This is a genomic window from Dactylosporangium sp. CA-152071, from assembly GCF_050936335.1.
GTDB classification, from domain to species: domain Bacteria; phylum Actinomycetota; class Actinomycetes; order Mycobacteriales; family Micromonosporaceae; genus Dactylosporangium; species Dactylosporangium maewongense.
The window spans coordinates 364,580-389,766 of the sequence record NZ_JBNJMZ010000002.1 but is presented as its reverse complement, the minus strand read 5'-3'; the positions used below and the strand labels follow the sequence as shown (position 1 = coordinate 389,766).

Here is a 25,187-nt window from a genome sequence, read left to right as displayed (position 1 = left end):
CCCACCCTACCGGCGCCCCACCCGCCACCCGAACCGAATTCCGCTACGGTGCGGCGGTGGGAAGTTGCGTCAACTACGTCCTGGTCCGCGATGGTGCGTACACCGTGTATTCGCAGGGCGGCGGTGCGGGCCATGGGATCGACTACATCTTCGCGGCAGGCCCGGAGGTGATCCTGCGCTTCCTGGACAACCTGGGTGACTCCGCGGGCCGGGAATGGTTCGACGACATCCGTTGCGAGGGCGGTGTCCTGGTCGATGTCGACCGCCGGGTCCTGCTGCTGTTCAACACCGTGTACAACCAGGTGGTGTATCGGGCGGCGATGCTGGAGGCGTACGCGGCGACGTGGCCTGGCTGGGAGATCCGGTGGGCCTACGACGGCATCGCGGACCTGATGGTGTACGTCGGGGTCGACCCGGCGGGTGCGCGCCGCGACCGCGAGCCGAAGCGGACCGAGCGCAACGAGTTCGGGCCGGACGACCGGGTGGCGGCCGTCGTCACCGTCCGGGGCGCCGACGGCCGGGTGCGCCTGTACGGACTGAACCCCGACATGGCGTGGCGGCGTTGGTTCATGGGGCCTGATCTGGTCGAGTGGGTCTGCGCCGGGCCTGAGCTTCCCGAGTCCGCCGAGGACATGCCGACCGCCGGCCTCGATCTCGATCCGGCCGCGCGGCGGGCCGGGCTGTGGACCGTGCAGCCGTTGCGTGGGCTACGCCAGCGGTGGGCGGAGCTGTGGCCGGGGTGGACGCTCGAGTTCTGGGGCGATGACATGGCCCGTCAGGCGGTCCATGACCCGGACCGGCTCTACGACTCGATCAGGCCGAGCTCCATCGCCCGGCACCGCGGCGAGCTCGCCAAGCGCCTGCGTACCTGCTGGTCTGTCCGCTCGACGATCCTGGCGAGGGGGACGAGCGAGGAGGAGCTGCAGAGCTGGTACGACATGAACTTCGGACTGATCCGCAACTACCTGGACGCCGACGTCAGCGCGCAGGAGCTCGAGAGGCTCGCGGCGCTGCTGCGGGGCACGTGAAACTGAGCCGCGCGGACGGGGTCGCCTCCGTGAGGCGGCCCCGTCCGGTGCGGGGCTAGTCCCGTTCGCCGGTTGGCGGCCCGTTCCGGGCTGAAAACTGCATTCGTCTCTTGCGGTGTGTGGGTGGTTGGTGGTGCCGTGGTGGGGTCGCCCGCTGACGTCGTGTCTTCTTGGTTCGTTCCAGGCCGTGGGCTAAGCGGATTCCCTGAAGTTCTGCGCGTAACTGCGGGGCAGCCACGGTGAGGTCCATGCGGCGGCGGTGGTCAGCATCTGCTGTGGTGTTCGTCGCCGGAAGAACACGCGGGCTTGGTGGATGCGTTCGGTCCAGGTGACCGCGGTGTTGGCCAACTGCGCTTTGAGCGCAGCCCAGACGCGTTCCACCGGATTGTCATGCGGACTGTACGTAGCCCCGTACAACAACCGCAGCCGCGGGTGGTCGCTGACCCACTGCTGCACCCTCGCGGCGTGGTGGATGTTGTCGTTGTCGCAGATGACCGCCACTGCTGGGGCGGTGGGGTAGGCGGTCAGCAGCAGTTGCAGCATGGTGGTGAAACCGGCGGCGCTGCGGCGGGCCCAGAGCGACCACCAGGCGCCGGTGGCCAGATCGAGGGCGCCGAAGATGGTGGCGCGCCGGTTCTTGCCCGGTGTCATGACCCGGTGGCGGCGTCTGTGCAGGGTCCAGGTGGCCCGCACTGTGGGGAGCAGGTCGAGGTGGGCCTCGTCCGCGGCGAGGACGACCGATCCGGCCGGGAGCCGGGCGATGCGGCGGCGGATGCCCGCCACAACACGGTCGTGGTCGGGGTCGCCTTTGGGGACGAGGCGGGGTCGTCGCCACTGGGCCACCGTGCGGGTGCGTCGCCACAGGGTGTGCAGGCTGACCTGGGGTCTGCCCAGCTGCTGCCGGATTCGCTGGATGGTCCACGGCCCGGGCTTGGCGAGCAGTGTGGTGATGCGTGCGGTGAGGGCTGGGCCGCCGAGGCGGGGCCGTCCGGGTCGGGGCCGGTCGGGTAGGCCGGGGATGCCGTCGATGGTGTAGCGGTGCAGCCAGCGGCGCACGGTGGCGGGGTGGTAGTCCAGCAGGTCGGCGATTTGGGCCGGGGACATGCCGGCGGTGGACAGCACGACCATGATCAGGCGGGTGGCGGTACGCCACCGGCCGTGCAGCAGGTGCATGATCTGGGCCCGGGCGCTGCTGGAGACCTCGGCGGATACACAGACAGGGCGCATAATGGACACGACCTTGCCGGTTCGTTGTGGTGGTGTCTGGTTCTTCACCAATCATCAACAACCGGCAAGGCCGTGTCGTCTTCGCCCCTGGCGACCCACCCACGCCTGGTTACGCGCAGAACCTCTGTCAACCCGCTTAGTCGGATGCTGGTGGTCACGCTGATGGGCCCTTCACTGTTGCTTCGAGCACGAGGACTAGATTCGCTGTCCCTCAGTGGCCGCCGCGGGCGACGCCTTGGCACGGTTCGGCGTGGGCAGGGAGGGCCACGTGTTGGAGGAGACGCAGGAGCGCGAGGAGATCATCGAGCGGATCGCCGCGCTGGACATTGGTAAGGCCACGCTCGTGTGCTGCGCCCGGCTGCCCGACCCGGCCAGGCCGGGTCGGCGGCTGCAGGAGGTCGACACCTACTCGACCATGACGAGGTCGTTGCTGCGGATGGCCGACCGGCTGCGGCAGCTCGGTGTGACGCGGGTGGTGATGGAGGCGACCAGCGACTACTGGAAGCCGGTGTTCTACCTCCTCGAGGCGGCCGGGTTCCAGACGTGGCTGGTCAACGCCCGTGACGTCAAGCATCTGCCGGGACGGCCCAAGACCGACCGGTTGGATGCGGTGTGGTTGTGCAAGGTCGCCGAACGGCAGATGCTGCGGCCCAGTTTCGTGCCACCGCCGGAAATTCGGATGCTGCGGGACCTGACCCGGTACCGGGTCGATCTCGTCGCTGCGCAGACAGCGGAGAAGAACCGGGCCGAGAAGCTGCTGGAGGACGCGCAGATCAAGCTGTCGGTGGTCGCCTCGGACATCTTCGGTGTCTCGGGCCGGGCCATGATGGCTGCACTGATCGCCGGTGAACGCGATCCGGGCCGGCTGGCGCAGCTGGCCCGCTCGACCCTCCGCCGCAAGATCGGCACGCTGGAGGAAGCGTTCGTCGGCCGGTTCAGCGAACATCACGCGTTCCTGCTGGCCAAGATGCTCACCCGGATCGACGCGATCGAGGCCGACATCGCCGACGTCGACGCCCAGATCGAGGTCCGCATCGCCCCTTTCGCGCAAGCGGCGACCCGGCTTGAGCAGATCCCCGGTGTCGGCGCGATCGCCGCCCGGGCGATCATCGCGGAGATCGGGACCGACATGAGCCGCTTCCCGACCCCGGCCCACCTGGCCTCCTGGGCCAGGTTTTCACCCAAGGTCAACGAATCCGCCGGCCGCAAGAAAGGCAGCAGCGCCACCGGACACGGCAACCCCTACCTGGCCCGCACCCTCGGCCAGGCCGCGGTCAGCGCCGCCCGGACCCCGACCTTCCTCGGTGAACGCTACCGTCGCATCGCCCGAAGACGCGGCGCGAAACGGGCCATCGTCGCTATCGGCCGGTCGACCCTCATCGTCATCTGGCACATCCTCGGCGACGCCCAGGCCACCTTCCATGACCTCGGCGCCGACTTCTACGACAGCCGGATCAACCCCGAGCGACGAGCCCGCAACCACATCCGCCAACTCGAAGCCCTCGGCTACACCGTCACCGCCGAACGACCCCAACCACAAGCAGCGTGAAGCAACATACGGCAGGTCCCGGCATCGCCGGGAGCTGCCGCACGCCCACTCACCCTCAGTTTTCGGACTAGGGGGCGAGGGTGCGCCAGAGGAACTCGAAGGCGAGGGCCCACTTGAAGGCCATCTGCGCGTTGTCGGCGGCGCCGCCGTGGCCGCCCTCGATGTTCTCGTAGTAGTGGACGTCGTGGGCGTGGTCGGTGAGGCGGGCGACCATCTTCCGGGCGTGGCCGGGGTGGACGCGGTCGTCGCGGGTGGAGGTGGTGATCAGCGTCGGCGGGTAGGGGACGCCCTGGCGGACGTTCTGGTAGGGCGAGAACAGGCGCAGGTAGTCCCAGTCCGAGGCGTCGTCGGGGTCGCCGTACTCGGCCATCCATGAGGCGCCCGCCAGCAGCAGGTGGTAGCGGCGCATGTCCAGCAGCGGGACCGCGCACACGATCGCGCCGAAGAGGTCGGGGTAGCGGGTCAGCATGACGCCCATGAGGAGGCCGCCGTTGGAGCCGCCCTCGATGCCGAGCTGGGCGCGGGTGGTGATGCCGCGCTCGACGAGGTCGGCGGCGACGGCGGAGAAGTCCTCGTAGGCGCGCGGGCGCTTCTCCCGCAGGGCGGAGCGGTGCCACTGCGGGCCGTACTCGCCGCCGCCGCGGATGTTGGCCACCACGTAGGTGCCGCCGCGGGCGAGCCAGCCGCGGCCGATGATCGCGCTGTACGAGGGGACCCGCGACACCTCGAAGCCGCCGTAGCCGCTCATGAGGGTCGGGCCGGGGCCGGCAGACGGGTCGCCGACGACGAAGTACGGGATCTGGGTGCCGTCGGCGGACGTGGCGAAGAACTGCCGGGTGGTGATCCGGTCGGCGGGGAAGTAGGACGGGCCCTGCTTGAGGACGGTCGGCGGGTCGCCGCCGAGGACGCCGTGGCGCAGGGTCGGCGGCAGCGCGAAGCCGCTGGACAGCAGCAGGTACTGCTCGTCGGCGTCGGCGTTGGTGTCCCATACGTCGGTCTGGCCGAGCTCGGCGCCGCCGAGGACGGTGCGCTGCCATGCGCCGTCGACATACCGGACGACCTCGAGGCGGCTCTGCACGTCGGAGAGCAGCACCAGGATGAGCCCGTCGCGGGTCCAGTCGCTGTACGACAGCGAGGTGTGCGGGTCGGGCGTGAACAGGGTCGTGAGGTCCCGGTCTCCGGCGAGGAACGCGGCGAGGTCGGCGATGAGCAGCGACCCGGCCGGGTGGGTGACGTCGCCGACCTCCCAGTCGGTGCGGACCCGGATGAGCAGCCAGTCGCGGTGGAGGTCGACGCCCGCGTCGTCGGGCACGTCGAGCTTGGTGAGGGTGCCGTCGACGAGCAGGTGCCGCTCGGCGTGGAAGAAGTCCAGGGAACGGCGGACCACGGCGCGTTCGGTGGCGGCGGTCGGGTCGCTGGACGCGCGGACCGACACGTCCTCGGCGGCACCCTCGAACACGACGGGCGCCTCCGCGACGGGCGTGCCGCGGCGCCACCGCCGCACCTGCCGCGGGTAGCCGGAGGCCGTCATCGAGTCCGGGCCGGTGTCGGTGCCGACGAAGATCTCGTCGATCGTGATCCAGCTGACGTCGCTCTTCGCCTCCGGCAGGGTGAACCCGTCGGGCACGAACCGCAGCTGGTCCAGGTCGAACTCGCGCACGACCGCCGCGTCGGCGCCGCCGCGGGACAGGGACACCAGCGCGCGGTGGTCACCGGCGAGGGGGCCGCGGCGCAGGTACGTGACGCCCTGCCACACCCAGTTCTCGTCCTCGGCGGTGGCGAGGGCGTCGAGGTCCAGGACGGTCTCCCAGTCGGGTTCGCCGGCCCGGTAGTCCTCGAGGGTGGTGCGCCGCCACAGGCCGCGCGGGTGGTCGGCGTCCTTCCACAGGTTGTAGACCCGTTCGCCGTGCCAGGCGATCATCGGGATCCGGTCGTCGGCGTCCAGGACGGTGCGGATCTCGTCGCGCAGCTCCGCGAAGCGCGCCCCGCCGGTCAGGGCGGCGACGGTCTCGGCGTTGCGGTCCCGGACCCAGGCCATCGCCTCGGCCCCGTCGACCTCCTCCAGCCAGAGGTGGGCGTCCTCAGCGGTGATCGTCTCGGTCATCGGTTCAGTTTGACCGAACGGCACCGGTCGTCGCCACGCGGACCGCCCACGTGGCGGCGAACGTGGCGGGGTCGACCGCCTTGCCCCACAGCCAGCCCTGTGCCAGCGGCACCCCCAGCGCGACGAGGACCTCACGCTGGGCCCGGGTCTCGACGCCCTCGGCGACGACGGCCAGGTGCAGGGCGCTGCTCATCGCCACGACCGCCCGGACGATCTCCTCGTCCTCGACGCTGGTGCCGAGCCCGTTGACGAACGACCGGTCGATCTTCACCCCGGTGACGGGGTGGCGGCGCAGGTAGCCGAGCGCGGAGAACCCGGTGCCGAAGTCGTCGACGGAGATCCGTACACCCAGCGCCCGCAGCTCGACGAGGACCCGTTCGGTGAGGTCGCTGCCCTCGACCATCACCGACTCGGTGATCTCCAGGACCAGGTTGGCGGCGGGCACTCTCGCCTGGCGCAGGGTGGCGCCGAGGCGCTCCGCGAACGCCGGGTCGCCGAGCTGCCGGGGCGACACGTTCACCGACATCCAGAAGTCGTCGTCGACGACGCCGTCGGCGCGCCAGGCGGCGAGCTGCCGCACGGACTCGCGCAGCACCCACGCGCCGAGCGCTGAGATCAGGTTGGAGTCCTCGGCGACGGCGATGAACATGTTGGGCCCGATCCAGCCGCGGACGGGGTGCTGCCAGCGGCACAGTGCCTCGGCGCCGGCGGGGCGGTCGGTGTCCATCGCGATGATCGGCTGGTAGGCGATGCTGAGCTGCTCCTGGGCGACGGCGGCGCGCAGCGCGACCTCGATCTCGACCCGCTCGCGGACCGCGTCGCGCATCGAGGCGTCGAACACGGTCCACCGGTTGCGGCCGGCCGCCTTCGCCCGGTACATGGCGGTGTCGGCGTCCCGCATGAGCGTGTCGGCCTGGTCCGAGCCCCTGGTGGACTGCACGATCCCCATCGACGCGCCGATGACGACGTCCGCGGTGCCGCCGTCGGCGGTCACCACGACGAGCGGGTGCTCCACGCACTCCATGATCCGCCGGGCGTTGGCCATCGCCTCCGGCTCGGTGCAGCGCTGCACGACGACGAACTCGTCGCCGCCGACCCGCGCGATCGTCGCCGCCGGCGGCAGCGCCAGCCGCAGCCGGGTGCCGACGTCGACGATGAGCTGGTCCCCGGCCGGGTGCCCCCACGAGTCGTTGACCAGCTTGAACCCGTCGAGGTCGAGGTAGAACATCCACACGCCGGCGCCGCGCTCCGGCCGCTCCTCGCTCAGCAGCCGCTCGACCATGAGGGTGAGCATCCGCCGGTTGGGCAGGCCGGTGAGCGGGTCGTGGGTCGCCTGGTGCTCGAAGCTGCGCTGCGCGGCGGCGTGGCTGTGCACCGCGTCGGCCGCCCGCACCAGCAGCAGCGCGACGATCGCGGCGCCGCCGAGGCCGAGCGTCCAGCGCAGCGCCGTGGTGTCGGCGCCGAGGGTGACGGTGAGGATGAACGGCGCCGCCACTGCCGGCCCGATGACCAGCATCCTCGGCAGCGACCACGCCTGGATCGGCAGCGGCGTCGCCCGGGCGAGGGCCCGCGCGGTCGGGTGCAGCGCGGCGGCGCCGCCGAGCGTGAACGCGAGCAGGAACGGCAGGTCCATCAGCGGCGGCCCGGTGACCTCGCCGTGCCGGCCGATGATCGCGAAGCCGAGGTCGCCGCAGAACATCAGCACCATCATGCCGCCGAGCAGGACGAACGCCGGCTGGCGCACGGCCGTGGTGAACGCCAGGTTGGTGACGAGCAGCACCGTGACGGTGTCCAGCAGCGGGTACAGCCCGGCGATCAGAGTCACGACGAGCGGCCGGCCCGGGACCGTCGCGGCCGGCACGACGAACAGCAGCGTCGAGGTGAGCGCCGCGCCGATGCACACGATGAGCCCGTCGAGCAGCGCCCGCCGGTCCATGCCCCACCGGTTGAGGAACGTGACGAGGGCCGCGATGAAGAACCCGAACCCGCAGACGGTGAACGCGTCGCCGATCTGCGCGACCGGCGCCGGCTGCTCGACCAGCATCGACCGCAGGAGGATCCCGCTGATGAAGAACACCGCGGCGGCCGTCATCATCCGCCACGGCCGCCGGGGGCGCACGTCGTGCAGCCGGGGGCCGAGCCCCCACGCCAGGACGCACGCCACGCCGATGACCGCGGAGGCGAGGTCGGGTGCGACCCCGGCGGCGAACAGGGTGGTGCACAGCAGGCCGAGACCGAGGAACACCAGCCAGAGCCGGTCGCGGCGAAGGCTCACCCTGCCCCCTCCAGCCAAGTCGTGGTGCGCGTCCTATCGGCCGCCGCGACTGCCGGTTGAGGAGATCCGCGCAGGCCGCGCGGGCAGGACCGCCGGTTGGGAAGGTCAGCGCAGGTCGCGCAGGGCGTCCTCGATGCCGCGGTGGAAGGTCGGGTAGGCGTAGATCATGTGGCGGAGGGTGTCGACCGGGACCTGGGCGTGGACGGCGACCGCGAGGGCGGACAGGACCTCGCCGCCGACCGGGCCGGCGGAGGTGGCGCCGACGAGGACCCCGCGGTCGGCGTCCTCGACGAGCTTGATGAAGCCCTCGTTGCCGAGCTTGTGGATCCAGCCGCGGGACGACGACGGGACCTGGCCGGTGCCGACCCTGACCCGCAGTCCGGACTCGCGGGCCTGGGCGGCGGTGAGGCCGACGGCGCCGATCTCCGGGTCGGTGAACGTGACCCGCGGCGTCGCGCGGTAGTCGGCGGGCGGGCCGTCCTGGCCGAGGATGTCGCGGACGGCGATGCCCGCCTGGTACATCGCCATGTGGGTGAACGCGCCGTGGCCGGTCACGTCGCCGACGGCCCAGACCCGGCCGGCGGCGCGCATCCGGTCGTCGACGGTGACGGCGCGGGCGGTGGGGTCGAGGCCGAGCCTGTCGACGCCGAGCCTGGACAGGTCGACCTTCCGGCCGGTCGCGACGAGGAGCTTCGCCGCGGTGACCGTGGAGCCGTCGCCGAGGGTCACCGTGAATCCGGTGTCGTCATGGCGTACCGACGACGCCTTCGCGCTGACGTGGACGGTGACGCCGTCGCGGGTGAGCGCGTCGCGGGCGAGGTCGGAGGACTCCGGCTCCTCGAGGGCGAGGAGGCGGTCGGCGGCCTCGACGACGGTGACCGTCACGCCGAAGCGGGCGAAGACCTGGGCGAGCTCGACGCCGATCGCGCCGCCGCCCAGCACGATCAGCGACTCGGGCAGGGTGGCGGCCTCGATCGCCTCGCGGTTGGTCCACAGCGGGGTGCCGGCGAGGCCGTCGATCGGCGGGATCGCCGGCTCGGTCCCGGTGCCGATCACGATGCCGCGGGTCGCGTGGAACACCCGGTCGCCGACCGTGACCTCGTCCGGACCCGTCACGGACGCCCAGCCGCGGACGAAGGTGACGCCCTTGCCGACCAGGCGGTCGACGGCGACCTTGTCGTCCCACGAGTCGGTGGCCTCCTCGCGGATCCGGCGGGCGACCGGCGCCCAGTCGGCGCGCACCTCGGCGGTGCCGGCGAGGCCGGGCACGCGGCGGGCCTCGGCGAGCGCGTTGCCGGCCCGGATCATCATCTTGCTCGGCACGCAGCCCCAGTACGGGCACTCGCCGCCGACGAGCCGCCCCTCGATCCCCACCACGGTCAGTCCCGCCTCGGCGAGCCGGCCGGCGACCTCCTCGCCGCCGACTCCGAGCCCGACCACGATCACGTCCACGGTTTCCGCCATGGTCCTCACCCTAGGGCGCATCGCCCGCCGGAACCCTTACAAAGCCGTGTCGGGTGACCGGGGCGTGCCGTGCCGAGAGGTATGACAGCAGGTCAGAAACCCTGTCGGGCGATCGGGGCATTCTGGTGATGGGCCAGTGACTTTCGGTGTATGGCACCTCATCGTGGTGACTCGAACGCATGGAGTGAGTGCGTTCGTGCTCCATGGATGGGGAGATGCGGATGATGAAGCCGATGACGGGCCGCCGTCGACTGCGCGCTGGCGCGTCGGGGCTGGTGGCCGTCGCGACGTCGTTGGGGCTGCTCGGGGTCGGCGGTCCCGCCGCCGCCGTGACCAGCCCGGAGCCGGCCGGCGGGAGCCGGTTGGGCGGTGGCTGGTCGGCCGACGAGTGGCCGGCCGGCGCAGGCACCACGGTCAAGAGCGTGCGGTCGATCATCAAGGCCGACAGCGGCGCGGCGGCGTCGCTGACCGGTCAGGGGGTCGGCATCGCGCTGATCGACACGGGGGTCGCCCCGGTCGCCGGGCTGCCGGCGGCGCAGGTCGTCAACGGCCCGGACCTGTCGTTCGAGTCGCAGTCGGGCCAGCTGCGCTACCTGGACACGTTCGGCCACGGCACGCACATGGCCGGCATCATGGTCGGCAACGACGCGGCGTCCGGCACGATCGGCCTGGCCCCGAAGGCGAAGGTGACCTCCGTCAAGGTCGGCACCGCGACCGGCGCCAACGACGTGTCGCAGATGATCGCCGCGATCGACTGGGTCGTGCAGAACCGCAACCACGACCCGGCGAGCCCGATCCGGGTGCTCAACCTCAGCTACGGCACCAGCGGGATGTCGGCCTCGACCGTGGACCCGCTGATGTACGCCGTCGAGCAGGCCTGGCAGGCCGGCATCGTGGTCGTCGTCGCCGCCGGCAACGACGGCAACACCACCACCGCGCTCACGAACCCGGCGATGGACCCGTTCGTGCTCGCCGTCGGCGCGTCGACCACGAACAACACCATCGCCACGACCGACGACGACCTCGCCTCGTACACCAACAACTCCAACGCGGCCCGCAAGCTCGACATCCTGGCGCCGGGCACGTCGATCGTCTCCCTGCGCGACCCGGGCTCCAACATCGACCAGCAGTACACGTCGGCGCGGGTCGGCGACACGGGCTTCAAGGGCAGCGGCACGTCGCAGGCCGCGGCCGTCACCGCCTCCGCCGTGGCGCTGCTGCTGCAGCAGCGGCCGTCGCTGACCCCCGACCAGGTGAAGAAGCTGCTGACGTCCACCGCGACGACGCTGACGACCGGCACCGCCGCGGCCAAGGGCCTGAAGGAGCTCAACGTCTCCGCCGCCGTCGCCGCGGCCACCCCGTCGGCCACGCAGAGCCTCACCAAGGGCACCGGCACCGGCTCGCTGGAGACCACCCGGGGCGGCAACCACCTGTCGTTCAACAACATCGAGCTCAAGGGCGAGCAGTCGATCTTCGGCCCGTTCAACGGCACCGCGTGGGCCAGCCTCGCCGCGCAGAAGACGTCCTGGAACGGCGGCATGTGGATGGGGTACCGCCTGGCCGGCGACACCTGGACGGGTGCGGGCGGCACGGGCGGCACCGGCCAGGTCACCGGCTACGCGGGCAAGTGCATCGACGTGCAGAACCGGCAGAGCATCAACGGCACGCCGGTCCAGCTGTACGACTGCAACAACACGCCGGCGCAGTACTGGGTCCTGGCCGCTGACGGCAGCGCGCAGGCGCTCGGCAAGTGCCTGGACGTCACGGGCGCCGGCACCGCCAACGGCACGAAGGTCCAGCTCTACGACTGCAACGGCACGCCGGCCCAGCAGTGGCGGGTCAACACCGCCCGCCAGCTGGTCAACGTCAACGCGAGCAAGTGCCTCGACGTGACCGAATGGAACTCCGCCAACGGCACCCAACTGCAGATCTGGGACTGCGGTGACCAGGACAACCAGCGCTGGGTCCCGCCGTCGACGTCGCGCACCTGGGCCGCGGCCTCGTGGCAGGGCTCGCCGTGGACCGGCACCGGCTCCTGGAGCGACCCGGAGTGGTCCGAGCAGTACTGGACCGGCCACTACTGGTCCGGGCACTACTGGAGCGGCCACTACTGGTCCGCCGACGACTGGGCGACGTCCAGCTAGTCGTAGCCTCCCGAAAAACGAAGGGCGCCCTCACCCACGGGGGCGCCCTTCGTGCCGTTACCCAAGTGCTGCTACCCGAGTGCCGTTACCCGAGTGCCGCTACCCGAGGACGGCGTCCGACAGCACGGGCCACACCTCGGCGGACCACTCGCCGAAGTCGCGGTCGGTCAGGCAGGCGCAGGCGAGGCCGGCGACCGGGTCGACCCACAGGAACGTGCCGGAGCGGCCGAAGTGACCGTATGTGGCGGGCGAGTTGCGCGACCCCGTCCAGTGCGGCGACTTGCCGTCGCGGATCTCGAAGCCCAGCCCCCAGTCGTTCGGGTCCTGACGGCCGAAGCCCGGCAGTACACCGGAGACCCCCGGGAACTGGACGGTGACGGCCTCCGGCATCAGGTCCGGGACCAGCGCCGGGTCCAGGAGCTCCTGGCCGAGCAGGGCCAGGTCCGACAGCGGCCCCCGCGCCCCGGCGGCGGGCGAGCCTTCCAGGGTGGTGCCGCCCATGCCGAGCGGTCGCAGCACCGACTCGGTGAGCAGCTCCGCGAACGTGCCGCCGGTGCGGGTCAGCACGAAGTCGGCGAGCAGCTCGAACCCGCGGTTGGAGTAGATCCGTTTCCGGCCGGGCGCGGCGACCTGCGTGTCGTCGTCGAACGCGACCCCGGAGGTGTGGGCCAGCAGGTGCCGGACCGTGGCGCCCTCCGGGCCGGCGGGCTCGTCGAGCAGGACGTCGCCCTTGTCGACCGCGACGAGCACCGTGAGCGCCGTCAGCAGTTTCGTGACGGACGCCCACGGCAGGGGGTCGTCCGGACCGGTGCGGTCGCGGATCCCTTCGGGACCCACGACCGCGACCGATGCGGTGGTGACTGGCCAGGTGCTGACGAGATCAAGTGCGCTCACGCTCTCGAACCTACGGCAGCGCGGCCGGGTCGTTACGGCAGGGCGTTCAGGAACGGCTCCTGGGTGTTCATGAACTCCCAGGAGTAGTACCGGTCCCAGTTGATGGACCAGGTCATCAGGCCGCGGAAGTTGGGCGAGGTGCCGCCGCGCAGGGTGTACCCGCCGCAGCCGGTGCCCTTGACGAGGCAGTTCACGGCGGCCTGGACGACCGCGGGGGCGACGTAGCCGTTGCCCGCGCTGACCGCCGCCGGCACGCCGAAGGCGATCTGGTCCTCGCGCAGCCCCGGGAACGTCTGGCCGGTGTTCGCGACCGGGAAGCCGGCCTTCATCATGTCGGTCATCGCGATGTGGAAGTCGGCGCCGCCCATCTGGTGGTACTGGTTGTCCAGGCCGGTGATCGGGCCGGAGTTGTAGTCCTGGACGTGCAGCACGGTGAGGAAGTCCCGCACCGCGTGGATGACCGGCAGGTAGGACCCGGCCCGGTTGTCGCCCTGGGTCGTGCCGCCGTAGAACTGGTAGCCGAGCTGCACGAAGAACGTCTCCGGCGCCATCGTCAGCACGAACTTCGTGCCGTACTTCGCCTTCAGCGACTTGAGCGCGGAGATCAGGTTCACCACGACCGGGGTCGTCGGGTTGCGGAAGTCGGCGTCACCGGCGTTCAGGTAGAGCGAGTGGCCCTCGAAGTCGATGTCGAGGCCGTCCAGGCCCCACCGGTCGATGATCGCGCTGACCGAGTTGACGAACGCGTCGCGGGCGCCTGCGGTGGTGAGCTGCACCTGGCCGTTCTGGCCACCGATGGAGATCAGGACCTTCTTGCCCTGGGCCTGCTTCGCCTTGATCGCGGCGAGGAACTCGGCGTCGGACTCGACGTTCGGGCACTCGGCGACCGGGCAGCGGTTGAACCGGATGTCGCCGGACGTCACCGAGGTCGGCTCGCCGAACGACAGGTTGATGATGTCCCAGGCGGCCGGGATGTCGGCCATCCGCACGTAACCGGAGCCGTTGGCGAAGCTGGCGTGCAGGTAGCCGATGAGCGCGTGCTTCGGCAGCCCGGTGACCGGCGGCTGGGACGTGGACGGCGACGGCGACGTGGACGGCGACTTCGAGGGCGACTTCGACGGCGACGGGCTGGCGCTCGGGCTCTTGCTCGTCGTGGGCGACGCGGTCGTCGGGCTCGGCTGACCGCCGGGGCCGTCGAGGGAGATGTCGTCGGCCTGGTACGCGCCGGTGCCGTACCAGCCGTGGATGAACACCTGCACCGACGTCTGGCCGGCGGCGGTGGTGAACGGCACGGTGAGCTTGCTGTAGGCGGTCCCGCTGGTCCAGGTGGACGCGCCGCCGGTGATGCCGAGGTACACGTAGGAGCCGCGGACCCAGCCGGTGAGCGTGTAGGCGGTGCTCGGCTGGACGGCGACGGTCTGCGTGCACTGGGCGGTGTCGGACGCGGTGGCGTTGCCGTTGAGCGCGTAGGACCCGGAGTGGACCGGGCTGGTCACGGCCCCGGACCCGGTGCCGGTACAGGACCACCCGGACAGGTTTCCGCTCTCGAACCCGGGGTTGGTCAGCAGGTTGGCGGCGTAGGCGTTGGTCGTGACGAGCAAACCGGTCACCAGCAGGGTCGCGGCGCCGAGGATGAGCGCTATGCGCTTGCGCTTCATGGGGGTGTCCTCCATCGACGGTGCTCGCCATTATTAGGTTTCTTTACTGTTCCTGTCCAGTGGTGAAATGATCGGCATGGACAACCTGTTCCACGACAACATGCTCTGGCCGACGGTCGTGGTGCTGCCGAAACGCACCGGATGGTCGCTGTGGGGCGGGTTGTGGGGCGACGCACCGAAGCCGCACCCCGAGCGGGCCGCGAAGCAGGCGGTCGCCCGGGTCGCCACCTGGAACCCGGCCGCCTGACCCGGCGCTCGATCGGCCTTGCGCTGTTCATCTGCCGTTTACCTCCAACCCGCGCGGGTAGCTGCCTGCTCAGAACCTGGGCCTAAGGAGGTCGCCATGACCACGCAGACCAAGGCCGCTCCCCGCACCCGGCGGACCCGCAAGGACGATGCGACGGCCCAGCCGAAGGGCGCTGAAGCCGCCACGGCGGAGCCAACGCAGACCAAGGCCGCACCCCGCGCCCGGCGCACCCGTCGCGCCGAAGCGACGGCACGGCCGCACGGCACCGACGGCGCGGCCGCCCACCCCATGCGGACGGCCGCCCATCAGGTCACCGACCACAACAGCACCCACCTGAGCGTGCCGAAGCTGGGCACCGTCCAGCTGCCCCCGGCCGACGAGCTCGCCTTCCTGGGCGGCATCGGCGTCCTGGCCGTGCTGGGCGCCATCGAATGGCCGGTGGCCGTCGTCGTAGCGGCCGGCCACACGCTGGCGACGAACCGGCGCAACAAGGTCGTGCACGAATTCGGCGAGGCGCTGGAAAAGGTCTAGCCAGGTGGCGCTGCTCGACCTGGTGCGGACCCCGTCCCGGCTGGTGGCCGGGGCGGCCCGCGCCGCCACCGGCCGGTCCCCGGGCGGGCCGGTGACCACCGACCGCGTCGCCGTCGACGCCCCGGGCGTCGGCCGCCCGGACACGGCCGAATACCGGACGGCGCTGAGCACCGCGCTGCGGCAGGTGCCTGGCGTCTCGTGGGCGGTGGTCAACGCCCCGTTGCAGCGGGTCGTGCTGGGCGTCACCCGGCCCGCGCCCACCCGCGCGCAGCTCACCGCGGCGGTGCGGGCGGTGCGGGAGCGGTACCCCGGCATCCACGACGGGCCGGCCGACCGTGCGCCGGCACCGGATCACCCCGCGCCCCTGGAGCGGGCCGCCACGGCCCTGGTCGCCGACGCCGCCGGCCTCGTGGTCGCCACCTTCGGCCGCATCGCCCGGCACGTGCCCGGCGCCGTCGAGGCCGCCTCCCTCGTCCCCTTCGTCGACACCCAGCCGAAGCTGCGGGCAGTCCTCGAACGGGCGCTCGGCCGCGACCGGACCGACTCCGTGCTCGCGCTCAGCAACGCCGCGGCGCAGGGCCTGGTCGGGGGCGTCTCCGGGCTGGGCGTGGACGCGGCCGTGCGCGTCGGCCAGTTGGCCGAGGCCCGGGCCAGGCGCGACGCCTGGCGCGCCGAGCCGGCGCTGCTGCGCACGCCCCAGCGGGCCGCCGCCGACCCGGTCGTCACCGAACGGCCCAGCCCCCTGCCCGACGGGATCGTCGAGCACTACGCGCCGCGCAGCGTCGCCGTCGGCGCCGGGGCGGCCGGCGTCGCGCTGGCCGCCGGTGGCGCCGGGCGGGCCGCCGCGATCGCGGTGGCCGGCCTGCCCAAGGCCCCCGGGGCCGGGCGGGAGTCCTTCGCCGCGCAGCTGGGCCGCACGCTCGCCGGCCGCCGCGCGCACGTGATGGACCCGCGCGTCCTGCGCCTGCTCGACCGCGTCGACACGGTGATCCTCGACCCGGCCGTCCTGACCACGGGCCGGCTCATGGTCCAGGAGGTGCATCCCCTGCCCGGCGCCGACCCGGAGGGGGTCCGCCTCCAGGCCCAACGGCTGTTCAGCGCCGAGGCGACCGACCAGCCGGTGGAGCAGGACGGCTGGCTGCTCGGACCGGTCGACCAGTTGCGGCTGCGCGGCCGGACCGGCGTCCGGACGCGGCAGCGCCTGCACCGTGACGGCGCCGCGCACGTGCTCGGGCTCGCACACGGCACCCGGCTCGAGGCGCTGGTGAGCCTCGTGCCCCAACCGGCAGCCAGCGCCGACGCGCTCATCGCGGCGGCGCGGCGCAGCGGCACCAGGCTGATCTTCGCCGGCGGCCGCCCCAGCGGGGCCGAGCGGATCGACGCCGGCGACATTCCCGGCCGTGGGCACCTGCTCGGCAACGTCCGCGAGCTGCAGGCCGACGGTCACGTGGTGCTGCTGGTCTCCGATCAGGCCGCCGCGCTGGCCGGCGCCGACGTCGGCATCGGCGTGCACGGGCCGGACGCCCGGCCGCCCTGGGGCGCGCACGTGCTGGCCGGCGACGTCCTGGAGACCGCCGCCCTGCTCATCGACGCGATCGACGTCGCCCGGCGGGTCGGCCGGCACGGCGTCCGCCTGGCCGAGTCCGGCTCCGCGATCGGCGCGATCACCACGATCACCGGCGCGCCCCGGGGCGCGGCCCGCCGGGCCCTGCTCGCCGTCAACGGCGCCGCCGCCCTGTCCGTGGTGCAGGGCGTGTGGGCGGCCGCCGAGCTCGCCCGCCGGCCCATCTCGCCGCCCGTGTCCAGCACCGCGTGGCATGCGCTGCCCGCCGGCAAGGTCCTGAAGCTGCTCGAATCCACCGGCGGCGGGCTGCCCACCCGGGCGGCGCTGCGCCGGCACCGTCCCGACGCGCAGATCAGCCAGCCCAGGCCCAGCCTCATGCGCTCCTTCGCCGAGGAGCTGGCCAACCCGCTGACCCCGATCCTCGCCGGCGGCGCGGCCCTGTCCGCGGCGATCGGTTCCCTGGTCGACGCCGGCATCGTGCTGGGCGCCAGCGGCATCGGCGCGGTGGTCGGCGCGGTCCAGAAGACGGTGACCGACCGTGCCGTCGCGGAGCTGCTGGCCCGCTCGGCGGTGATGGCCACGGTCCGCCGCGACGACCGGCCGGTGCGCCTGCCCGCCGACCAGCTGGTGCCCGGCGACGTCGTCCAGCTGGCGCCCGGCGACGTCATGCCCGCCGACTGCCGGCTCATCGAGGCGCAGGCCCTGGAGATGGACGAGTCCTCACTGACGGGCGAGTCGATGCCGGTGGCCAAGCGCACCGAACCGGTCCTCGCCGCCGATGTCGCCGACCGCACCTGCATGGTGTACGAGGGCTCGACGGTGACGGCCGGCCGGGCCGTCGGCGTCGTGGTCGCCACCGGGGCGGCGACCGAGGCCGGTCGCAGCATGGCCACCGCCGCCCAGGCGGCACCGGCCACCGGCGTGGAGGCGCGGCTCGGGCAGATCACCCACACCACGCTGCCGATCGCGCTGGGCTCGGGCGCCGCCGTCATGGCCGCCGGGCTGCTGCGCGGCCGTCCGGTGCGCGACACCATCGGCGCCGGCGTGGGACTGGCCGTCGCCAGCGTCCCGGAAGGGCTGCCGTTCCTGGTCAGCGCCGCACAGCTGGCCGCGGCCCGCCGGCTGTCCCGGCAGGGCGCGCTGGTCCGCAACGCCCGGACGATCGAGGCGCTGGGCCGGGTGGACGTGCTGTGCTTCGACAAGACCGGCACTCTGACCCAGGGCCACATCCGGCTGGCGGCCGTCGCCGACGCCGCCACGATCCGGCCGGTGGACGGCCTGGACCCGGCGCACCGGGCGGTGCTCGCCGCCGGCCTGCGCGCCACCCCCGCCCCCGCCGGCGGCCAGCCGCTGCCCCACATCACCGACCGCGCCGTGCGCGGCGGCGCGGAGGACGCGGCCGTCGACGAGTCCGCCGGCGCGCCGGGCTGGCAGGCGCACACGACGCTGCCGTTCGAGCCCAGCCGCGCGTACCACGCCACGGCCGCGACGACGACCGCCGGCCGCCTGCTGTCCGTCAAGGGCGCGCCCGAGCTCGTGCTGGCCCGCTGCACCACCTGGCGCACCGCCCCCCGCGAGGAGCGGCCGCTCACCGGCGCCGGCCGCCGCCGCGTCCGCCAGCAGCTGGAGCGGCTCACCCGGCAGGGTTTCCGCGTCCTCGCCGTGGCCGAGACCCACAGCCCCGCGGAGGGTGACCTGACCGACGACGCCGTGGCCCGGCTGTGCTTCCTCGGCTTCCTCGCCCTCGCCGACCCGGTGCGCTCGACCGCCGGCGCCTCGCTGGACGAGCTGCGCACGGCCGGCGCGCAGATCGTCATGATCACCGGGGACCACCCCGCCACCGCTGAGACCATCGCCGGCGAGCTCGGCCTGCTCAACGGGCACCGGGTCGTCACCGGCGCCGACATCGACGCCCTGGACGACCGGGCGCTGCGCGACCTCGTGCCCAACATCGCGGTGGTCGCCCGCGGCACGCCGGCGCACAAGGTCCGGGTGGTGCAGGCCTTCCAGGCCAACCAGCGGGTCGTGGCGATGACGGGTGACGGCGCCAACGACGCCCCAGCCATCCGCCTCGCCGACGTCGGCATCGCGCTCGGCCAGCGCGGCACCCCCGCCGCCCGGGCCGCCGCCGACCTCGTCGTCACCGACGACCGCCTGGAGACCATCATCGCCGCGCTGGTCGAGGGCCGCGCCATGTGGCGGGCCGTGCGGGAGGCGCTCGGCATCCTCGTCGGCGGCAACCTCGGGGAGATCGGCTTCACCGTCCTCGGCGCCTCCCTCACCGGCGCCTCACCGCTCAACGCCCGGCAGCTGCTGCTGGTCAACCTCCTCACCGACCTCGCGCCGGCCCTGGCGGTCGCGCTGCGCCGGCCGGACTCCGGCGCCAACGGCGTGCTGCTGCGCGAGGGCCCGGAGGCCTCGCTCGGCGCCGCGCTGACCCACGACATCGCGCTGCGCGCGGCGGCCACCGTCACCGGCGCGACCGGCGCGTGGGTCGCCGCCGCCACCCTCAGCGGCCGCGGTGTGCGGGCCCGCACCGTCGCGCTGGCCGCGCTGGTCGGCACGCAGCTCGGCCAGACCCTGCTCGTCGGGTGGACCAGCCCCGGCGTCCTCGTCGCGAGCCTCGGCTCCGCCGCCGTGCTGGCCGGCGTCGTCCAGACCCCCGGCCTGAGCCAGTTCTTCGGCTGCACCCCGCTGGGCCCGGTCGGCTGGGGCATCGCCACCACCGCCGCGACCACCACGATGCTCGCCTCCGCGGCGGCCCCCGTACTGGCGCGCCGGCTGCCGCCGGAGCTGACGGCGCGGCTCACGGAGGCGCTGCACCCGGAGCGCCTGGCCGAACTCGCCGGGCGCGTGCTGCCCGCCCACGTGCTGGCCCCGCACCCCCACTGACGCCGGCCCCACTGAAGCCGGCCCGGTGCGCCCGGACCGGGCGGACGTCAGCCGACGGCGGGGAGGGGGTCGCCGCGGCGCATGGCGGCGAGATGCTCCGGCGGGATGGCGCGGCGGGTCGTGCGCCGGTAGCGCCAGACCTGGGCGGCGCCGAGGGCCCACAACACGTACTGGACGGCGAAGGCCCACTTGAACGCCGGCAGCGACGGGTGGGCGGCGCCGGCCGGGGTCTGTGCGTCCAGCAGCACGCCGATGGCGATGATGACCAGGATCGAGGCGACGAACCCGCCCACGTTGACGATGCCGGTCGCGCCGCCGATGCGGGCCGCCGGGTTGAACGAGCGGGCGTAGTCGAAGCCGATCATGGAGCCGGGACCGTTCACCGCGAGCACCAGGACCAGGACGGTGAGCACCGCGACGGGGGCACGGCCCGGCCACAGCAGCACGACCGCCCAGGCGAGCGCCGAGCTCCCGACGATCGCCAGGACCAGGGTCGAGCGGTGGTAGGGCAACCGGCCGCAGAAGTGCCCGACGACGGGGCCGAGCACGATGCCGCCGACGGTCAGCAGCGACAGCAACAGCGCGGCGGTCGCCGGGGCGAGGCCCTCCCCCTGCGTCAGGAACGGATAGCCCCACAGCAGCGCGAACACGCTGCCGGAGAACGACGACACGAAGTGCGTCCACAGCCCGAGCCGCGTGCCCGGATGCTCCCACGACGCCTTCAGGGCCCGGTCCGACACCGCTGGCTTTTGCGGCTCCTGTACCGGTGAGTCCCGCAGACTCACTGCCACGAGCGCGATCGCGGCGGCGCCGAGCGCGGCCGCGCCGAGGAACGTGGCGGTCCAGCCCGCGTCGCGCAGCAGCACGACCAGCGGCACCGCCGACGACAGCGCACCGAGCTGCCCGACCATGCCGGTGAGCTGCACCATCAGCGGGTTGCGGCGCGGCGGATACCACAGCGCGACGACCCGCAGGACGCTGATGAACGTCATCGCATCGCCGACGCCGATCAGCACGCGGGCCGCGACCGCCGGCCCGATGTCGTGCGCGTAGGCGAACAGCAGCTGCCCGGCGACCATGAGCAGCCCGCCGCCGACGAGCATGCGCCGCGACCCGAACCGGTCCAGCAGGACCCCGACCGGGATCTGCATGCCCGCGTACACGGCCAGCTGCGCCACGGACAGCAGCGCCAGCAGCGACGTGCCGACCCCGAACCGGTCCGCTGCGGCGACCCCGGCGACCCCGAGCGACGAGCGGTGGAAGACCGCGATGATGTACGCGGTGAGCCCGATGACCCACATCAGATGACGACGCATAGCGGGACTGACGTTAGCCCTGTCGCCGCCTGAACAGGGGCAGGTGTGACGCCCCTCAAGTGTGGGCTTGCGGACACCCCATACGCTGTTCAGGTCCGCTTTGCCCAGCTGCTTGAGGACCCGTGCGATGAGCGACCTGATCGCCACACCCATCCGGTGGGAGCACTCGGGTGACGGCGAGTTCCCCTACCACGCCGAGATCGACGGGCGCAGCCTCACCGTGCGGGTCAACGACTTCCCGGCGGAGCCGCTGTACACCCTCATCGTCGACGGATCCGAGATGGTCGACCTCGACGACTGGCCCACCGTGTGGCGCCGCCCGCCGGCGCCGGCGCACCTGCTGGACCTGATCGCCCGGCCGATCACCACCGACCTGTTGTGGACCTGGGCGCGGCGGATCTGCGGCGTCACCACCGAGCACCCCGCCGAGGTCGCCGCGCTGCTGGGGCTGCCCGCACCGACGCAGGACGACTTCGGCCGGCTGTTCGTGCAGCCGAGCCCGCCCGGCACCGCGCGCCTCGAGCTGTCCTTCGACCGGGCGGGGCTGTCCGCGGTCGTCATCCACTTCGTCGAGCCGACCCTGACCCGGGCGGAGCTCGACGCCTGCTTCGGCCCCAGCGGCGACGTGCCCCGCGTCCACTGGGACTCCGCGCACGTGACCGCCCACCGGATCACCGCGCCGGACGCGCCGCTGTCGTGCACCCTGCTGGCGTCCTACGGCTCCGAGCCGGCGCCGCCGACCGGGGCGCTCCAGCTCACGCTGCGCCGCGACCACGGCTGAGCGTCAGGTTTCGCGCCGGGGCCACGTCAGGTTTCGCGCCACGGGTACACGGGCTCGCCGAACGGCTCCAGGGAGCAGTCCCAGGCGTTCCAGCCCTGCTGCGTGATCTTGCCGTCGGCGTACGCATAGGCCCAGGTGGAGCCGTCCTCGCCGGTGCAGCTGACCGTGCCGGCGCGGACGAACGGCGCCAGCTCCACGTAGAACGCGGTCGCCTGCTCCGACCACTTCGCGTCGCCCTGCTCGTCCCGCGCGAACTCGATCCAATCACCGTCCCGCACGACCTGCGCCGCACCCACCCAGGCGAGGTCGGCGACCGTGCCCGCGTCCGGACAGATCTCCTCGCTGAACCAGCCGTCCCGCACGGCCAGCGCGGCCCTGATCGCGGTGGCGGCGGCGACGTCGTCCGCGGCCGGCAGGTGCAGCCTGCCCGTGGGCCGCACGGAGTACCCCATCCGCAGGTTCTACCACTCACGGCCGGGCGCTCGCGACATCGGCCTCGGCGACCGCCGCATCGATGCGGGCGTTGGTGAGGGCCGACGCGGCGTACCCGCCGGCGGCGAGGGTCAACAGGGCCGCGACGAGGATCGGGGTCCGCAGGTCGCCGGCGTCCGCGAGCAGGCCACCGGCGAGCGCGCCCAGCGGCATGACGCCCCAGGCTACGACCCGGTAGACGCCGATCGTGCGGCCGAGCAGCGCGTCCGGGGTCAGGCGCTGCCGCAGCGACCCGTAGACGACGTTCCACACCAGGATCGCCCACCCGGTCAGCGCCCACGCGAACGCCGCCACGTACATGTTCCGGGTCGCGGCCGCGAGGAGCATCCCGAGGCCGGTGACGGTCGCCGCGAGGACCATCGCCCGCCCGCGGCCGGTGCGTCCCGCGACCCGGGCGGCGGTCTGGCTGCCGACGAGCCCGCCGACGGAGGCGGTCAGCAGGAACGCGCCGAACGCGGCCTCGGGCACGTCGAGGGTCTCCCGGGTCCACAGCGCGACGAGGGCGGTGGCCATCGCGTTGGCGAACCCGAGCCCGATCACCACGGAGAGCATCGCGCGGTGGACGGGGTGGCCGCGCACGAACCGCAGCGCCTCGCCGATCGCCCGCCCCATCGGCGCGGTCCCGTCGCCCTGGGCGGCGCGGTACGTGCCGGGCAGCGCGAGCATGAGCGCCGCGGCGATCGCGTAGCAGGCGACGTTGACGCCGAACGCTCCGCTCGCGGTGACCGCGAACACTGCGCTCGCGATGGGCGGGGCGACGAAGCTCTGGACGAGCATGTCCGCGCCCTGCAGCCGGCCGTTGGCGGCCTCGAGGCGGTCCCGCTCGACGACGGCCGGCACCATCGACAGGACCGACGTGTCGTACACCGTCTCGCCCGCGCCGAGGACGACGACCACGCCGTACAGCAGCCACAACGACATCGTGTCGGTGGCGACGGCCGCGAGCAGTGCCGCCAGGACCGCGGTGCGCACGATCCCGACGAGCAGCGCCAGCCGCCGCCGGTCATACCGGTCGACGAGGACGCCCGCGGGCAGCCCGAGCAGCAGCCACGGCACGAACCCGAGGGCCGTCAGCGCGGAGAACGCCACCGGGTCGCTGGTCAGCCGCGGCGAGCAGCAGGATCGCGACCCGGTACACGCCGTCGCCGAGGTTGCCCGCGGCGGCGGCCGCCCACAGCCGGTTGAACCGACTCAGCTCGATGCGTCCTGCCACGCCGCCACCCTAGAGCCCCGCGACGTCCCGCGCCGCGTCGGCGACGGCCCGGAAGTCCTTCTTCGGTGGCGGCGAGGGCGGTGTCGTCGACCGGGATCATGCCGGTCCAGGTCGCGCTGTTCATCGTGCCGTTCATGGCGTCTCCCTCGGGTGTGTGCGGGGTTCAGGGGCTGCGGGCGTCTTTCGTCGTTTTCGTCGTTCAGAGGCTGCGGGCGTCGATGTCGCCGTGGGCGGTGGTGGCGTGGATGGTCAGCTCGGGGGTGCCGGCGTTCTTGAGCGCGTTGTGCACCCGGCCGTGGCCCGTGCCGGCGTCCAGGGAGGCGTCGACGCCGGCGGCGGCGCGGACGGTCACGTCGCCCATCTGGGTGCGCAGGACGACCGCGCCGCGCACGGCCTCGGCGACGTTGATGTCGCCCCGCATGGTGCTGATCTCGGCCGGCCCGGTGAGCCGCCCGACCGTGACGTCGCCGTCGTGGGCGGACAGGCGCGCGCTCGCCGCCTCGTCGAGCTTCACCGCGCGGTACAGGCCTTCGGCGGCGACGTCGCCGAGCCGGCCGACACCCCGGAACTCGGTGGCGGCGGCCTTCACCTCGACCCGCGAGCCGGCGGGGACCCGCACCGTCACCTCGACCGACCCGGCCGAGCTGCCGGCGGGGGCCTTGACCCGCAGGACACCGTCGCCGAACTCCACCTGGGTCTGCTCGGCCGACTGCACGTCGCGCCGCTTGCCCGCGTCGGCGGGAAGCACCTCGACGGTGGTGTCGGCCCGGTCGGCCGCGATGACCTGGATCCGGCCGGCGGGGACCTCCAGGACGGCGGTGACGGCGGCGGGGCTGTCGAACTGCTGCATGGCGTTCTCCTCGTGTCGTTGTTCTTTCCAACACCAGAAACGCTACTTTGCGTTCGCACTTCGAGCAACGTCTTCGTTGCGTCCGTCCCACATTTTCGCAGTTCAACGCACTGAATTCGTTGCATTGGGTGTACGGCTAACGCAATGCGTTGCACTCGTTGCGTTGCATTGGACTGTCGGCGAACGCTACGCTGGACGTATCGCACGAAGGGAGACGGCGGTGCCGGGAGGCAGGCTCACACAGCAGGAGCGGCAGCAGATCGCCGGCGGGCTCGCCGACAGCCTCGCCTACGCGGAGATCGCCCGGCGCCTCGACCGCCCCACGTCGACCATCACGCGTGAGGTGATGCGCAACGGCGGCCCCACCGCGTACCGCGCCGACCTCGCCCACCGCGCCACCGAACGCCGCGCCCACCGCCGCCGCCGCCGGCAGGCACCATCCGCCGGACCGCGGGCCCTCGCCCAGGGCAACGGACGCGACGACGGCGCGGTCCGCGAATACGAGGAGACCTTCACCACCCTGCTGATGCAGCAGGGCCTGCCGAAGATGGTGGCCCGGGTGCTGACCTGCCTCTTCATCGCCGACGCCGGCAGCCTCACCGCCGCGCAGCTCGTCCAGCACCTGCAGATCAGCCCGGCGTCGGTGTCCAAGGCCATCGCGTTCCTCGAGCAGCAGGGCCTCATCCGCCGCGAACGCGACGACCGCCGCCGCGAGCGCTACTTCGTCGACGACGACGTCTGGTACCAGTCGACGATCGCCAGCGCCCACGGCATCGGCCAGGTGGCCGCCACCGCCCGCCAGGGCGTCGCCGTCCTCGGCCAGGGCAGCCCCGCCGCCGTCCGCCTCGAGAACATCGCCCGCTTCAGCGACTTCATCAGCGAGAGCATCCTCCGCGCCGCCGAACAGGTCCGCGAGATCCTCCACACGAAGCCGGACACGCACTGACGCCGCGCCGGT

18 protein-coding genes are annotated in these 25,187 nt (G+C 72.9%); 8 read left to right on the top strand and 10 right to left on the bottom strand.

What is annotated here, in order from left to right; translation table 11 throughout:
* Positions 1–56 precede the first annotated feature (56 nt).
* A complete protein-coding gene (locus ACQEVZ_RS41860; RefSeq protein WP_433378103.1) occupies positions 57–1,028 on the top strand; it encodes a hypothetical protein in 972 nt (323 codons plus the stop codon).
* Positions 1,029–1,220: 192 nt separating this feature from the next.
* On the opposite strand, the gene ACQEVZ_RS41855 is transcribed toward ACQEVZ_RS41860, so the two are convergent.
* The gene (locus tag ACQEVZ_RS41855; RefSeq protein WP_433362362.1) at positions 1,221–2,255 is read right to left on the bottom strand and encodes an IS630 family transposase; all 1,035 of its coding nucleotides are present in this window, start codon (positions 2,253–2,255) and stop codon (positions 1,221–1,223) included.
* A 268-nt stretch (positions 2,256–2,523) separates the two neighbouring features.
* On the opposite strand from ACQEVZ_RS41855, the gene ACQEVZ_RS41850 reads away from it, so the two are divergent.
* Positions 2,524–3,804, top strand: a complete 1,281-nt coding sequence (locus ACQEVZ_RS41850; protein ID WP_433370761.1) for an IS110 family transposase — start codon at positions 2,524–2,526, stop codon at positions 3,802–3,804.
* Between the two features lie 67 nt (positions 3,805–3,871).
* On the opposite strand, the gene ACQEVZ_RS41845 is transcribed toward ACQEVZ_RS41850, so the two are convergent.
* From ACQEVZ_RS41845 to ACQEVZ_RS41835, 3 genes are all read right to left on the bottom strand, one after another.
* Positions 3,872–5,908, bottom strand: coding sequence for a prolyl oligopeptidase family serine peptidase (locus tag ACQEVZ_RS41845; protein WP_433378100.1), 2,037 nt, complete (start codon positions 5,906–5,908; stop codon positions 3,872–3,874).
* 4 nt (positions 5,909–5,912) lie between these two features.
* Positions 5,913–8,183 (bottom strand): putative bifunctional diguanylate cyclase/phosphodiesterase, encoded by a 2,271-nt coding sequence (locus ACQEVZ_RS41840; RefSeq protein WP_433378097.1) that lies wholly within the window; start codon positions 8,181–8,183, stop codon positions 5,913–5,915.
* 105 nt (positions 8,184–8,288) lie between these two features.
* Positions 8,289–9,647, bottom strand: coding sequence for a dihydrolipoyl dehydrogenase family protein (locus ACQEVZ_RS41835; RefSeq protein ID WP_433378094.1), 1,359 nt, complete (start codon positions 9,645–9,647; stop codon positions 8,289–8,291).
* 215 nt (positions 9,648–9,862) lie between these two features.
* On the opposite strand from ACQEVZ_RS41835, the gene ACQEVZ_RS41830 reads away from it, so the two are divergent.
* Positions 9,863–11,791 (top strand): S8 family serine peptidase, encoded by a 1,929-nt coding sequence (locus ACQEVZ_RS41830; RefSeq protein ID WP_433378091.1) that lies wholly within the window; start codon positions 9,863–9,865, stop codon positions 11,789–11,791.
* 99 nt (positions 11,792–11,890) lie between these two features.
* On the opposite strand, the gene ACQEVZ_RS41825 is transcribed toward ACQEVZ_RS41830, so the two are convergent.
* Positions 11,891–12,685, bottom strand: coding sequence for a serine hydrolase domain-containing protein (locus tag ACQEVZ_RS41825; RefSeq protein WP_354890526.1), 795 nt, complete (start codon positions 12,683–12,685; stop codon positions 11,891–11,893).
* 32 nt (positions 12,686–12,717) lie between these two features.
* Positions 12,718–14,343 (bottom strand): chitinase, encoded by a 1,626-nt coding sequence (locus ACQEVZ_RS41820; protein ID WP_433378087.1) that lies wholly within the window; start codon positions 14,341–14,343, stop codon positions 12,718–12,720.
* 76 nt (positions 14,344–14,419) lie between these two features.
* Here ACQEVZ_RS41820 and ACQEVZ_RS41815 point away from each other — a divergent pair, with 76 nt between their 5' ends.
* The 3 genes from ACQEVZ_RS41815 (at position 14,420) to ACQEVZ_RS41805 (ending at position 19,577) form a co-directional block, all read left to right on the top strand.
* Positions 14,420–14,590, top strand: a complete 171-nt coding sequence (locus ACQEVZ_RS41815) for a hypothetical protein (protein ID WP_433378084.1) — start codon at positions 14,420–14,422, stop codon at positions 14,588–14,590.
* Positions 14,591–14,686: 96 nt separating this feature from the next.
* Complete coding sequence (locus ACQEVZ_RS41810) at positions 14,687–15,121, top strand: hypothetical protein (protein ID WP_433378082.1); 435 nt, start codon at positions 14,687–14,689, stop codon at positions 15,119–15,121.
* A 4-nt stretch (positions 15,122–15,125) separates the two neighbouring features.
* Entirely contained in the window at positions 15,126–19,577 is a 4,452-nt protein-coding gene (locus ACQEVZ_RS41805) for an HAD-IC family P-type ATPase (protein WP_433378080.1), read from the top strand.
* A gap of 47 nt (positions 19,578–19,624) precedes the next feature.
* Here the strand turns inward: ACQEVZ_RS41805 and ACQEVZ_RS41800 are convergent, their stop codons facing one another.
* On the bottom strand, positions 19,625–20,893 hold the full coding sequence (locus ACQEVZ_RS41800; RefSeq protein ID WP_433378077.1) for an MFS transporter: 1,269 nt from the start codon (positions 20,891–20,893) through the stop codon (positions 19,625–19,627).
* 127 nt (positions 20,894–21,020) lie between these two features.
* Between ACQEVZ_RS41800 and ACQEVZ_RS41795 the strand changes: the two genes are divergently transcribed.
* Positions 21,021–21,674, top strand: a complete 654-nt coding sequence (locus ACQEVZ_RS41795) for a hypothetical protein (RefSeq protein WP_433378074.1) — start codon at positions 21,021–21,023, stop codon at positions 21,672–21,674.
* Positions 21,675–21,700: 26 nt separating this feature from the next.
* Here ACQEVZ_RS41795 and ACQEVZ_RS41790 read toward each other — a convergent pair whose 3' ends face one another.
* From ACQEVZ_RS41790 to ACQEVZ_RS41780, 3 genes are all read right to left on the bottom strand, one after another.
* On the bottom strand, positions 21,701–22,126 hold the full coding sequence (locus ACQEVZ_RS41790; protein ID WP_433378071.1) for a hypothetical protein: 426 nt from the start codon (positions 22,124–22,126) through the stop codon (positions 21,701–21,703).
* Between the two features lie 16 nt (positions 22,127–22,142).
* A complete protein-coding gene (locus ACQEVZ_RS41785; RefSeq protein WP_433378068.1) occupies positions 22,143–23,255 on the bottom strand; it encodes an MFS transporter in 1,113 nt (370 codons plus the stop codon).
* Positions 23,256–23,578: 323 nt separating this feature from the next.
* Entirely contained in the window at positions 23,579–24,229 is a 651-nt protein-coding gene (locus ACQEVZ_RS41780) for a DUF4097 family beta strand repeat-containing protein (RefSeq protein ID WP_433378065.1), read from the bottom strand.
* Between the two features lie 220 nt (positions 24,230–24,449).
* Between ACQEVZ_RS41780 and ACQEVZ_RS41775 the strand changes: the two genes are divergently transcribed.
* Positions 24,450–25,175, top strand: coding sequence for a helix-turn-helix domain-containing protein (locus ACQEVZ_RS41775; RefSeq protein ID WP_433378062.1), 726 nt, complete (start codon positions 24,450–24,452; stop codon positions 25,173–25,175).
* Positions 25,176–25,187 lie beyond the last annotated feature (12 nt).